Raw genomic sequence first — 11,107 nt, 5'->3', positions numbered from 1 at the left:
GGGGGGGCGCCGGCCGGCGCGGGGGGGGGGGGGGGCGGCCGCCCCGCGCGGCCCCCCCCCCCCCGCGGGGGGGGGGGGGGGGGGGGGCCCGCCCCCCCCCCCCCCCCCCCCCCCCACCGCGCGGAGCGCGGTACCCCCCCCGGGCGGAGCCCGGAAGAAACGGTGAAAGGGCGGGGCGGGGAGAACTACAAAACCCGATCAGCCCCCGGCAACCTCCGCACGACCCACGCCACCCCCCAACAAACCGGCACCGCAACAACCCCCACCACCACAAACTTCACCACCGCCGGCGCATCCAGCCACCGAAACCCATACCCCAACCCCACCAGCACCACCGGATGCATCAGATACACCGTAAAAGCATGCCGGGACAGGAACTCCCCCACAGAACCACGGCGGTTGAAGCGTTCACGGAACAGCACGACCAGACCGACGACGACCCCGATCGCGAATGCCGACTCCCACACCGCCACGACCAGCGACTGCCACGTCCCGTGCCCGTCCAGCGCCCGCTGCGGCGACAGCACGACCACCGGTACGTACGCCGCCGTCGCGGCACCGGCGACCGCGAAGCCGATCCGCCCGGCGCGCCGGGACAGCGACTGCGCCCATCCACTCCGCCAGGCCATCGCCCCGAGCGCGAAGAAACTCGCGTACTGCGGCAGGTAGTCGGGCGACGGCAGACCGAGCACCGGCAGATAGCTCCCGGACGGCACGACGATCCGCCACCCGTACGTGACCACCGCCAGCCCCGCCCCGAACGCCACCACGGACCACCCCCGCAGCGGCCCACGCACAACCGCCGGCCTCCTCCGGCGCCGCAGCCACACGTACGCCATCGTGAACACCAGCAGCACTTCCACGAACCACATCGGCCCGGCGTCCCACGTCACCAGGTAGAACACCCAGTACGGCAGCTCGTGCACACCCTGCTTCGCGAACTCCTCCCGCACCTGGCCGAACGAGCCGAAGTTCACCAACGGCCGGACCACCAGCAGGAACGCGAGCAGCGGTATCCCCAGCCGCTTCCACCGGTCGCGCAGGAAGGGCCGCGCCCCCTTGCGCTCGTACGACCCCGGCGTGAAAAACCCGGCGATCATGAAGAAGAACCCCATGGAGAACGCCTGGTTGAGGACGATCAGCCCGTCCAGCACCTTCCCGGACGGGTCCTCCGCCCCCTCCGTGTAGAACCACACGGGGATATCGCTGTACGTGACAGCCGTATGGTGCAGCACCACCAGCGCCGTCAACACGATCCGCAGGTTGTCCACATAGAACAGCCGCGCCCGCGCCCCCGAGGACGACGACCCCGAAGCGACACGGGCCGCCGTCTCCCCCCTCGTCCCCCTCATCCCACTTCCCCTCCGCCCGCCCGCACCGCGTGCAGGTACAGATCCGCCAACTCCCGCGCGTGCCCCGCCAGATCGTGCTCCGGATGCACCCCCCAGTACTCGAACATCGCGTCAACGCCCGCCTGGAGGCTCACCGCCATCACCCGCACGTCGAATGGCCGGAACACCCCGCTCTCCTGCCCCTCCCGGAACGTCCCCTCCAGGAACGCGTACAGCCCCTCGCTGGTCGCCACGCCGTATCGCAACATCCCCTCCTCGTCACGTACGTTGTGGAACACCTCCCCCAGCGCCGTGAGCTGCGCGCGATGGTCGCGCATATACGCCGCGAGCGACTCGATGTAGATCCGCAGCCGCTCCCCCGAATCCGGCTGCACCGCCATCCGCGGCTCCATGAAGGCGCCCATGCGCCCGTAGACGTGGTCCACAAGCCGCGCGAGCAGCTCCTCCTTCCCCGCGAAGTGGTACGAGATCACCCCCTTGCTGATTCCGGCCCGCTGCGCGATCTGCGCCAGCGAAGCCTTCGCGAACCCCCGTTCCGCGAGGACCTCGACGGCGGCGTCGATGATCTGCGCCCGCCGGGCCTGCTCGATGAAGGAACGGTCCGCGTCCGTTTTCTCCCACGACTGCTTCGATTGACCACTCGATTGATTTTCTGACCGCACGGCCAAAATATTAGGCAGACGGCCAACCGCTGTCCAGAGTTCCGGAGTGAAGATCTCTTCGCCTCCCTTCGCCTCCCTTCGCCGTCCGGGCAACCCGTATCCACCGGCAGGAGGCCCGATCGGACGGTCCCGCCCCACGGACCCCGCGCGCACGGTGATGGAGGAAGCCATCGAGGAGGAGAACCCGTGCGCTGGGACGAGCTGTACATCGCCGGAACGGGCACGGCCCTGCCCGGACGGATCACCGCCGCCCGGGCGGTCGCCGAGGGCCGTTACCCGAGGGAGTGGTGGGAACAGGGCGGCATGATCTCCGTCTGCGCCGCCGACGACGGACAGACCCCGCTGGACCTGGCCCTCGTCGCCGCCCGCCGGGCTCTCGACGGGAGCGGCCTCCGTCCGGACGACGTCGGCCTGCTGCTCCACTCCTCGGTCCTGTCCGCCCTCCCTGAGATGTGGAATCCGGTCAACGCCCTCCAGCGGCGGCTCGCCGTCCCCGGCGATGCCTTCGCCTCCGAGGTACGCGCCGCCTCCGACGGCGGCATGGCCTCCCTGGAACTGGCCGCCGCCCACCTGGCCGTCCGCCCGCCGGGCCCCCTCGCGCTGCTGACCGCCGGCGACATCTGGCCCGCGTCCCGGATCAACCGGTGGAACTACCGCCCAGCCGTCTTCGGCGACGGCGCCGCCGCGCTGGTGCTCTCCCGCGCGGAGGGCTTCGCCCGCGTCCTGGCGACGACCACCTCCAGCGACCCCGAGCTGGAGGGCATGTCCCGGGGCGACGAGCCCATCCGTCCCCCCGGGCCGCCCGGGGACGTGATCGATCTCGACCGCCGGGCACACGAATTCATGGCGGAGTTCGGCCGGGAGCGGCTCTTCGAGCGCTTCACGCGGGGCACCACGCGGACCGTGCACGCCGTACTCGCCGACGCCGGACTGGGCGTCGACGACATCGACCGCGTCATCACCATCAATGCCTGCCAGGACCGGCTGCGCACTCTCCTGCGCGACATCGCGCCGCAATGGGGGCTCGACCGCTCCCTGTGGCTCTTCGGCCGCACCGTCGGACACCTCGGCCCCGCCGATCAGTTCGCCGGCCTGGACCACCTCCGCCGGTCCGGGGCGACCCGGCCGGGACAGCACGTCCTCCTGCTCAGCATGGGACTCGGCTGGCTGTGCACCTGCGCCGTGATCCGGATCCTCTGACCCCGAATGACCCCGAAAAAAGAACCGGCACGAGAGAGTCCCGGACGAGCACGCCCGGGACTCCTCCTCTCTCGGTCGCCCCTCAGGCGGCCAGCCGCTCCACCGGCTTGTGGGTGTGCGACTCGATGTCCGTCGCCGCCTGGTGCAACAACTGATTCGTCAACGACGACATGGCGCGCGCGGCGGCGAGCTCGTCCCCGATCGCCGGGACGTTCTCGTCCGCCGGGTTGCGGCGCGCCATTCCCTCGCCGACCATCGCGCCGGGGGTGGCCCCACTGAGCCGTGCCTCCGCGCTGACGGTGTCGGCGTTCTCCTTGATGCTGATCTGTACGTTCCAGCTCTTCATGGAGGTCATCGGAGAGCCCTCCTCCTGCTCCGGCCACTTACTCTCCATGGTCACACCGGCGCGCGGGCCGTGCACGCGCTACCGCTCGTCGCGGCGGCGGGGACGGCGTACGGGCCGGGGAGCGCGCCCGTCCGGCGGCCCGAGCGCCTGCCCGAGGGCGCGGTAGTCGACGACGCGCCGCAGCCCACAACAACCGCAGGTGGAAATGCCGTTGGACGCGGTCCAGGCGTCGTCCGGATGCGGACAGTCGTCCTTCATCGGACAGGTTCCGGGTGGTCCCGGCGCCGGTGCTCGGCGAGGGCGTTGATCGCCCGCTGGGTGGCACGGAAGTCGCGCAGCCGCCAGGCCGCCGCGCGCTCGACGAGGATTGCCGCGCACAGCAGGCAGGGAAGGTCACCCGGTCGCGGGGAGATTGCGTTACTCACGGTTCAAGCGTGGTCAGCGGCGCGTAGCCTCGGGAGCCACGATTTGGGGACGGGGGGTGCCGGTGTCCTCCCTGTCCGCCCGACCATCGGGAGGGGTGCGGCCCATGGCCGAGCAGCTGCCACCGAACTGGCGGTACTGCGGAAATCAGGTCAAGCTCTGGCGCTTCCGCGCGGGGGTGAGCAGGGAGGAGCTCGCCCAGGGGGCGAACTACACCGTCGAGACAGTGAAGGCGATGGAGCAGGGCCGGCGCAGGCCCACACCCAGACTGCTCCAGGTCGCGGACGACCTGTGCGGCGCCGGAGGCATGCTCCTGGCCGCGCTCGCGTACCTCAAGCCGGAACCATACGCGCCGAACATGCGCGAGTTCCTCGACGTCGAGATCGAGGCGATCTCGATCTGCTCCTACGAGTCGTTGCTGATCCCAGGACTGCTCCAGACCGAGGCGTACGCCCGAGCGCTGATGACAGGCACCTGGCCGCCGGTCGACGACGAGACGCTCGAAGAACGACTGGCGGGCCGGTTGAAGCGCCAGGAGAAGCTGACCCGAAAGCCCTACGCCACCTTCAACTACGTCATCTACGAAGCAGCGTTGCGCACCGGCGTCGGCGGTCCGGAAGTCATGAAGGAACAGCTCCACCGCCTGCTGGAGGCGGGCGAGATGCGCAACGTCACCATCCAGGTCCTCCCCATCGACAAGGCTCCGCTCATCGCGCTCACCGGACCATTGCTCGTGCTGGAAACCGCCGACCACGAGCGCTATGGCTACGTGGAAGGCCAGAAGACCCGCGCCCTTTACTCCCAGGCGGAGTTGAGCAGTTCATTCGCACAGCGCTTCGGGCATCTTCGCATGGAGGCACTCAGCGCCGAGGAGTCCGCGCGTTTCATCAGAAAGGTGGCAGACGAGCTATGAACGGCGAACCGCCCTGGCGAAAGTCCAGTTACAGCACCGAACAAGCCGACAACTGCCTTGAGCTGAGACCGCTCCCGCGCACCGTCCACGTCCGGGACTCGAAGCTCGGCCCGTCCCCCCAACTCACCTTCCTCATATCGACCTGGGACGAGTTCATATCGTCCATACCCGACGCTTGAGACCCGGGATCCGGTCATCGAGACCCGAGCGCTCTTTCCAAGGAATGGGTGGTTGGCTCAACCCACCCTCCCACCCAACTCGCTTGCAAGCACGCACAGATGACCGATTCTGATCGACTCGCGGCGCCCCGCCGCCCCCGTGTAGCGTGCGCAGCAACAAACGACCCCCGCCGGTGTAGCGAGCACCGAACGGGGGTCTGACCACCGAGATCGAAAGCGCGATCCCCATGGCTGTAACCAATCTTACTCCCCCTATGGCCGCCGCAGGCTACGGAAAGCGCTCGGCTCCCGACCAAGCCCCCCGTACCCGCGCCGACTTCACGCACCTCCCGCCCCGCGAGGCGGAGATCGCCACGTACATCGACCGCCTCCCCGAAGGCGCCGCGATGGACGTCAAGACGCTCGCGAAGCAGCTCCCCGGCTACGGCCAGCAGGCCGTCGGCACAGCACTCAGGCGCCTCTCGGAGGCGGGCCACCTGCGCCGCAACCGCGAACTGGCCGACGGGGACGGCACCCGGTGGGTGACCCGCACCCACTTCACACGAACGGCACGCGACGACGCGTGGTGGACGACGTACCTGAACGGCGACGTCCCGCCCGACCATGACGAGGAACAGCAGCCACCTGCCGAGCGGAACGCCTACGAGGCACTCGCCTCGGTGGGCCGCGCGGACCCCCGCATGACGCTCTCGGCGGCCGAGTGCGCGGAACTGGTACCGCTCACCGACGAGTGGCTGGCACGCGGCGCGACGGCCGGGGACATCATCCGCGCGTTGACGACGGGCCTGCCGGAGCCGGTCCACAGCCCGGTCGCGCTGGCCCGCAGGCGGCTGCGGGACAAGCTCCCGCCGGAGCGGGTGCAGCGGACGCGGACCGTCCCGCGCCCCATCGCCGTCCTGGAGTGCACGTCGTGCGGAAAGCCGGAGTTCCCGAAGGACCTGCTCGGCGGCATCTGCCCGGCGTGCCGGACGACACCCCCGGAGCCGGACCGGACGGAAGTCCCCGTGGAACACACGGACTTCATCGAAAACCTGAAGGCCGAGATCCGCGAAGTCCGCACGCAACGGCCCTTCCGGTGACGACACCGCCCACCTCGTGCGGAACCGGGGCCACCCTCGGCCCGCCGCGTCGCACGACCGGAGGGCGCGGGCGCCGGCGTCCCGCCCCCGAGCGGCTAGCCGCCACCGCCTCCGCCGTCGCTGCCACCACCGCCACCGCCGTCATGGCCTCCACCATGCCCTCCGCCGCCGTCGTGACCACCGCCGTCACTGCCCCCGTCGCCACCCCCGTTCCCGTCCGGTATGTAACTGCCGCCCCCGCCACCGCTCTTGCCGGCCTTCGGCGACTTCTTGCCGAACAAGGAATTGGCGATCTTCTTCAGTAGTCCCATGCAGACCTCCCCCTGATCAGGTTGTGCACAGGCAGCGCCCGCCGTAACCGCCGACCCGGGCGGCGCACGGAATCGCACAGGAGCGCGGAGAGCGTCTGCGTGCGCGGTACGCGCTCAGTCGTCGTCCGCGCGCAGGAAGTCCTCCACCACCCGGATCAGCTCCAGCGGCGTCTCATCCATCGGATAGTGCCCGGCCGAAACCAGCTCGTGGCACTGACCGTTCGGGAACCACCGGAGCCATGTGGCCCGCATCAACTCGGCCGTCAGCGCGGGATCGTGCGCCCCGACGACCGCGAGGGCGGGCACCGTGGAGCCCTCGATGTCGGCGTGGAAGTCGTCGCGGGTCCAGGAGTCGAGCCAGGCGCGGAAGGCGGTGGGATCGCTGCGGTCGAGCGAGCGCTGGACCATGCGATCCAGCCAGCGGTCCGGACGGCGGCCGCCGGAGGTGGTGTCGATGATGGCGCGCCGGTTGACGGGGAGGCGCGCGGAGGTGGAGAAGAGCTCCCACTGTTCGGGCGGGAGCGGCAGCCCCGAGGCGGGCACGGGCGTGACGCCGACCAGCCGGCGCACCCGCTGCGGCGCCAGGGCGAGGACGCGCTGGACGATGCTGCCGCCCATGGAGTGGCCGACGAGCGAGAACCGCTCCCAGCCGAGCCTGTCGGCCAGGGCCAGCACGTCCACAGCGCCCTCGGACGTCGTGAACTCCCCCTTGGCGCCCCGCGCTTCGCCGTATCCGCGCAGGTCGACGACGGCGTACTGGAAGGCGGTCCGGTCGATGTCCGGCGCGACGACGTCGTAGGCGGAGCGGTCGGCGAACCACCCGTGCACCGCGATGACCTTGTGGGGTCCCGCACCGTGCAGGTCGTGGGGCAGGACGAAGGGGAGGACCACGGCGACTCCGGGTGGGGGTGATGGCTGGAAGAGCGCGATGTTCCACGGTAGTTGCCGGTTCGGCGCGAACGGGAGTACGCGATCCGGCCACGGCGCACGCGTGCACGCTGCGCAACCAGTCACTTACTCTCGGCGCATGGGCCTGCCGGGGCGGGGGAACGGTCCTGGTGAGCACCACGCCACCAGCAACACGGAGGAATCCGCGTGAAATTGCGTTCCTGGTCCGTCGCCGCGGCCCTGTCCCTGACGGCGCTCCTGATGCCGACCGCAGACGCGGCGGCCGCTCCGGCCGCCAACCCGCCGGCGTGCCCCGGCGGCTCCGTCTGCTTCTACAGCGGCACGGACTTCCACGGCTCCAGCTGGGAGTGGACGGCCAACAGCGGCTACCACGACATGCCGGCCCAACTCCACGACGGCGTCGGCTCCTTCGTCGCGGCCACCGACGCGTGCTTCATCAACTGGCAGCCGAAAGAAACCCGCGCCGTGCACAACGGCGACTGGCGCCGCCAGTACAAGGGCGACTTCGGCGGCAAAATCGACGGAGTCAACGCCGGACACTGCTGAACTCTCCTCCCGGGATAAATCACCCGTATCGGGGACATTCGCATCGCCGCCCCCTCCGCAGGGCAGGGAGAGGGGCGGCGGCATCCGATGCGACACGAGGTGAAGCGATGAAGACTGCCCGTTTGCTGGTGGCGACCCTGGCCGTGGCCCTGACCCTGAGCGCGACGGCCACGACGTCATCGGCGATCGCCGGGAAACAGCGGAACCTCTCGAACAAGCACAACAAACAGTCGGTCACGGTCCACAAGGGCGACGAGATCACCGTCCGCCTCACGGGCGATCAGTCGGCGAAGGAGACGTGGGGCTGGACAGCCCCCACGGCCGCCAACACGGCCATCCTCCGCCGCGACGCCATCGGCGCGTCGTCAACCGGCGAAACGACAGCGGTCTTCCACGCCCACTCCGCCGGGACGACCACCCTCGACTCCCAACTGCGCTGCGTGTCGCGCAAGTCCGCTCAGACCTGCTCCGACGTGGTCGTGCCCTGGCAGGTCACCGTGAAGGTGCGGTAGCGGAGGCCACGGTCCCGGCGTCCGCCGGCCGCTCGGGGTCGCCGTAACGGACCTCCACACGCCCGCACTCCGCGATGAAGAGACTGTCGAAGAGGCGCACTTGATGGGGGTCCGCAACGGCACGCCGCGCCATGTCCGCCACGGACGCTCCGGCCCGCTCCGGGCGGCGGCCTGCGCCCCTGCGCGAGGACGAGGCCCGGCGCGGCGGTCGCGACGGCCGCGGCGAGGACACGGAGTGCGGTACGGAAGGTCACTACGCCCTCCACTCCCCCGTGCGATCGACTCAACACGAGAGGTGATCGTCACGAGCGTGATCGCCCGCGACAACGACGCCCGCAGCGATCAGGCCACCCGCAGGCTCACTCCTCCCCCGGACGCACGACAGCCCCCGGCGCTCCGTACCGTCCCGCAAGCCTTCGGTCGTCGCCGACTGCTCCGTTCCCGGTACGTGCCTCCGGGGGCCTAGCCAGTTTGCCGAGATGGGGGTCACTCGGATCGATGGACGTCTCCACCGAGGGGTGCGGCTCTCACCGGTTGTCTGGTGTATTTGCCAGTGTGCTCCCGATTTGCCCAGAGTCAAGAGGCATCCGGAGAAAAAGAAAGAGCCTAGGTCACGGGTTACATGACCTGGGCTCCCACCGGAGCCACCTGCGGGATTCGAACCCGCGACCTACGCATTACGAGTGCGTTGCTCTGGCCAACTGAGCTAAGGTGGCGCGCTGCCGAGCCAAGGTTGTCATCGACAGCGCGCCCAGTCTACACAGTTTCGGAGGGTGCTCCGCACCACGGCGTCGCACGGGGGTGCGACAGTCCCGTGCGAAAGAGCCGAGGTCAGGAGCAGCGGCGGGTGGCGGGCGGCGGGGTGCCGGTGAGGAGGTAGGAGTCGACCGCCTCGTCCACACACTCGCTGCCGCGGGTGTAGGCGGTGTGGCCGTCCCCGTCGTAGGTCAGGAGGCGGCCGGAGGAGAGCTGGGAGGCGAGGGCGCGGGCCCAGGGGTAGGGCGTGGCGGGGTCGCGGGTGGTGCCGACGACGAGGATCGGGGCGGCGCCGCGGGCCGTGATGCGGTGCGGGTGCCCGGTGGAACGGACGGGCCAGTAGGCGCAGCCCAGGGAGGCCCAGGCGAGGGCCTCGCCCAGGACCGGGGACGCCTTGCGGAAGGCGGGCAGGGCCCGGCGGACGCCGTCGGGGCCGCGGAAGGCGGCGGGGGCGTCGAGGCAGTTCACCGCGGAGTTGGCGGCCATGAGGTTGGAGTACGCGCCGCGCTCGTCGCGCTCGTAGTACGCGTCGGAGAGCGCGAGCAGCACCTTGCCGTCGCCGCCGGCCGCGTCCGCCAGCGCCTTGCGGAGGGCCGGCCAGGCGCCCTCGTCGTACATCGCGGCGATCACCCCGGTGGTCGCCAGGCCCTCGGTGAGGCGCCGGGACTCACCGGTGGCGAGCGGATGGCGGTCGAGACCGGCGAGGAAGGCCCGCAGTCGCTTCCCGGCGTCGTCGGGACCCGAGGTGCCCAGGGGGCAGTCGACGCGGCGGGCGCAGTCGCGGGCGAAGGAGGTGAACGCGGTCTGGAAGCCCGCCGCCTGCTCGCGGTTGACCCGCTCGGCGCTGAGCGAGGGATCGAGCGCGCCGTCGAGGACGAGCCGGCCCACCCGGGAGGGGAAGAGCTCGGCGTAGGTGGCGCCGAGGAACGTGCCGTAGGAGGCGCCGACGTAGTGCAGCTTGCTGTCGCCGAGGAGGCCGCGGAGGACGTCCATGTCACGGGCGGCCTCGGCGGTCGAGACGTGCCGCAGGACCCGGCCGGCGCGGGTGGCGCAACCCTGGGAGAACTTCTTGAGATTCGCGACGTAGCCGCGCGTCTCGGCGGCGGTCTGCGGATTCGGATCCGCCTGGGTGTAGCGGTCCATATCGCTGTCGGAGAGGCAGTTGACCGGGGTGCTGCGGCCCACGCCGCGCGGGTCCACCGCCACCAGGTCGTAGCGGGCCCGGACCTCGGCCGGATACTTCGTGGCCGCGTGGCTCTGCAGGTAGTCGATCGCCGAACCGCCCGGGCCGCCCGGGTTGACCAGCAGCGAACCGAGGCGCGCGGAGGGGTCGGTGGCCCGCTTGCGGGAGACGGCGAGGCTGATGTCCCCGCCGCGGGGGACGGCGTAGTCGAGGGGGACCTTCATCGAGGCGCACTCGAAGCCCGCGCCCTTGCCGGCGCAGGAGCGCCAGTTGAGCTTCTGCGCGTAGTACGGCCGAAGGGGGGCGGCGAGATCGGGGCGGTCGGCGACGAGGGTGGTGCCCGGTTCGTCCCCGCCGTGCGGTCTGGCCGCCGCGGACGCGGTCGGCGCGGCGTTGCCGGCGGTGAGCGCGGAGAGGAGCAGGGCCGCCGTGGCGGCCAGGGTGCCGGAGGTGCGGAGCAGGCGACTGGTGTCCATCGGCTGGTCCCTCTGTGTGGCAGACAGGTGGGCGTGCGGCATGCGACGGCGAAAACGAGGGAGCGCGGCGGATGCGGCCACGCAAGGAATCCCGCGGCGGAAGGCCGCGCATCGGACTCGTGTGTACGGAGCGTATCTGTACGCACACCCGATTTTCCCGGGGCGGGCCTACAGGTCGCCTCGTACGGGTGAGGATTCACCCGGGCTGTGGTGTTTCCCGCCCTCCTGTGCCTGCCTCCCCCGCCCGCCCGGCGGGCTCC

Annotated in this window: 14 protein-coding genes and 1 tRNA gene; 6 read left to right on the top strand and 9 right to left on the bottom strand. The window is 70.8% G+C overall.

What is annotated here, in order from left to right:
• Positions 1-185: 185 nt before the first annotated feature.
• Positions 186-1,352 carry an acyltransferase gene (locus I5Q34_RS11570; RefSeq protein WP_199892110.1) on the bottom strand — a complete coding sequence of 389 codons (1,167 nt, stop codon included), beginning with the start codon at positions 1,350-1,352 and terminating at the stop codon, positions 186-188.
• Positions 1,349-2,185: a TetR/AcrR family transcriptional regulator gene (locus I5Q34_RS11565; protein ID WP_199892109.1), complete on the bottom strand. Its 837-nt coding sequence runs from the start codon at positions 2,183-2,185 to the stop codon at positions 1,349-1,351. Before I5Q34_RS11565 ends, I5Q34_RS11570 begins: the two co-directional genes overlap by 4 nt.
• 15 nt (positions 2,186-2,200) lie before the next feature.
• Between I5Q34_RS11565 and I5Q34_RS35765 the strand changes: the two genes are divergently transcribed.
• Positions 2,201-3,214: a ketoacyl-ACP synthase III family protein gene (locus tag I5Q34_RS35765; protein ID WP_199892108.1), complete on the top strand. Its 1,014-nt coding sequence runs from the start codon at positions 2,201-2,203 to the stop codon at positions 3,212-3,214.
• Positions 3,215-3,296: 82 nt separating this feature from the next.
• Here I5Q34_RS35765 and I5Q34_RS11555 read toward each other — a convergent pair whose 3' ends face one another.
• From I5Q34_RS11555 to I5Q34_RS11550, 3 genes are all read right to left on the bottom strand, one after another.
• A complete protein-coding gene (locus I5Q34_RS11555) occupies positions 3,297-3,569 on the bottom strand; it encodes a DUF1876 domain-containing protein (RefSeq protein ID WP_199892107.1) in 273 nt (90 codons plus the stop codon).
• 69 nt (positions 3,570-3,638) lie between these two features.
• Positions 3,639-3,818 (bottom strand): DUF6255 family natural product biosynthesis protein, encoded by a 180-nt coding sequence (locus I5Q34_RS35995; protein WP_277965788.1) that lies wholly within the window; start codon positions 3,816-3,818, stop codon positions 3,639-3,641.
• Positions 3,815-3,985, bottom strand: coding sequence for a hypothetical protein (locus I5Q34_RS11550; RefSeq protein ID WP_199892106.1), 171 nt, complete (start codon positions 3,983-3,985; stop codon positions 3,815-3,817). The genes I5Q34_RS35995 and I5Q34_RS11550 overlap by 4 nt, the downstream gene beginning before the upstream one ends.
• Before the next feature lie 104 nt (positions 3,986-4,089).
• On the opposite strand from I5Q34_RS11550, the gene I5Q34_RS11545 reads away from it, so the two are divergent.
• The 3 genes from I5Q34_RS11545 (at position 4,090) to I5Q34_RS11535 (ending at position 6,154) form a co-directional block, all read left to right on the top strand.
• Positions 4,090-4,896, top strand: a complete 807-nt coding sequence (locus I5Q34_RS11545; protein WP_199892105.1) for a helix-turn-helix transcriptional regulator — start codon at positions 4,090-4,092, stop codon at positions 4,894-4,896.
• Positions 4,893-5,075: a DUF397 domain-containing protein gene (locus tag I5Q34_RS11540; protein ID WP_199892104.1), complete on the top strand. Its 183-nt coding sequence runs from the start codon at positions 4,893-4,895 to the stop codon at positions 5,073-5,075. The genes I5Q34_RS11545 and I5Q34_RS11540 overlap by 4 nt, the downstream gene beginning before the upstream one ends.
• A 254-nt stretch (positions 5,076-5,329) precedes the next feature.
• Positions 5,330-6,154 carry a helix-turn-helix domain-containing protein gene (locus I5Q34_RS11535; RefSeq protein WP_199892103.1) on the top strand — a complete coding sequence of 275 codons (825 nt, stop codon included), beginning with the start codon at positions 5,330-5,332 and terminating at the stop codon, positions 6,152-6,154.
• 95 nt (positions 6,155-6,249) lie between these two features.
• On the opposite strand, the gene I5Q34_RS11530 is transcribed toward I5Q34_RS11535, so the two are convergent.
• Positions 6,250-6,465 (bottom strand): hypothetical protein, encoded by a 216-nt coding sequence (locus I5Q34_RS11530; RefSeq protein ID WP_199892102.1) that lies wholly within the window; start codon positions 6,463-6,465, stop codon positions 6,250-6,252.
• Positions 6,466-6,579: 114 nt separating this feature from the next.
• Positions 6,580-7,356, bottom strand: a complete 777-nt coding sequence (locus I5Q34_RS11525) for an alpha/beta fold hydrolase (RefSeq protein WP_199892101.1) — start codon at positions 7,354-7,356, stop codon at positions 6,580-6,582.
• 204 nt (positions 7,357-7,560) lie between these two features.
• On the opposite strand from I5Q34_RS11525, the gene I5Q34_RS11520 reads away from it, so the two are divergent.
• Together I5Q34_RS11520 and I5Q34_RS11515 are read left to right on the top strand one after the other, a co-directional pair.
• On the top strand, positions 7,561-7,920 hold the full coding sequence (locus tag I5Q34_RS11520; protein ID WP_277965787.1) for a peptidase inhibitor family I36 protein: 360 nt from the start codon (positions 7,561-7,563) through the stop codon (positions 7,918-7,920).
• Between the two features lie 107 nt (positions 7,921-8,027).
• Positions 8,028-8,432, top strand: coding sequence for a hypothetical protein (locus I5Q34_RS11515; RefSeq protein ID WP_199892100.1), 405 nt, complete (start codon positions 8,028-8,030; stop codon positions 8,430-8,432).
• Between the two features lie 642 nt (positions 8,433-9,074).
• Here I5Q34_RS11515 and I5Q34_RS11510 read toward each other — a convergent pair.
• Positions 9,075-9,148, bottom strand: a tRNA-Thr gene (locus I5Q34_RS11510).
• 115 nt (positions 9,149-9,263) lie between these two features.
• Positions 9,264-10,847: an alpha/beta hydrolase gene (locus I5Q34_RS11505; protein WP_199892099.1), complete on the bottom strand. Its 1,584-nt coding sequence runs from the start codon at positions 10,845-10,847 to the stop codon at positions 9,264-9,266.
• Between the last annotated feature and the right edge of the window lie 260 nt (positions 10,848-11,107).

Origin of the sequence: Streptomyces sp. AV19, from assembly GCF_015999245.1 — a bacterium.
Classification (GTDB): Bacteria; Actinomycetota; Actinomycetes; order Streptomycetales; family Streptomycetaceae; genus Streptomyces.
The sequence above is the reverse complement of the archived record's forward strand: the minus strand, read 5'-3'. Positions and strand labels throughout refer to the sequence as shown.

What these genes read in the sequence shown, in the direction of transcription:
- I5Q34_RS11570 (WP_199892110.1), bottom strand. Translation starts at nt 1,352, where the DNA reads ATGAGGGGGACGAGGGGGGAGACGGCGGCCCGTGTCGCTTCGGGGTCG.
- I5Q34_RS11565 (WP_199892109.1), bottom strand. Translation starts at nt 2,185, where the DNA reads ATGGCTTCCTCCATCACCGTGCGCGCGGGGTCCGTGGGGCGGGACCGT.
- I5Q34_RS11555 (WP_199892107.1), bottom strand. Translation starts at nt 3,569, where the DNA reads ATGACCTCCATGAAGAGCTGGAACGTACAGATCAGCATCAAGGAGAAC.
- I5Q34_RS35995 (WP_277965788.1), bottom strand. Translation starts at nt 3,818, where the DNA reads ATGAAGGACGACTGTCCGCATCCGGACGACGCCTGGACCGCGTCCAAC.
- I5Q34_RS11545 (WP_199892105.1), top strand. Translation starts at nt 4,090, where the DNA reads ATGGCCGAGCAGCTGCCACCGAACTGGCGGTACTGCGGAAATCAGGTC.
- I5Q34_RS11540 (WP_199892104.1), top strand. Translation starts at nt 4,893, where the DNA reads ATGAACGGCGAACCGCCCTGGCGAAAGTCCAGTTACAGCACCGAACAA.
- I5Q34_RS11535 (WP_199892103.1), top strand. Translation starts at nt 5,330, where the DNA reads ATGGCCGCCGCAGGCTACGGAAAGCGCTCGGCTCCCGACCAAGCCCCC.
- I5Q34_RS11530 (WP_199892102.1), bottom strand. Translation starts at nt 6,465, where the DNA reads ATGGGACTACTGAAGAAGATCGCCAATTCCTTGTTCGGCAAGAAGTCG.
- I5Q34_RS11515 (WP_199892100.1), top strand. Translation starts at nt 8,028, where the DNA reads ATGAAGACTGCCCGTTTGCTGGTGGCGACCCTGGCCGTGGCCCTGACC.
- I5Q34_RS11505 (WP_199892099.1), bottom strand. Translation starts at nt 10,847, where the DNA reads ATGGACACCAGTCGCCTGCTCCGCACCTCCGGCACCCTGGCCGCCACG.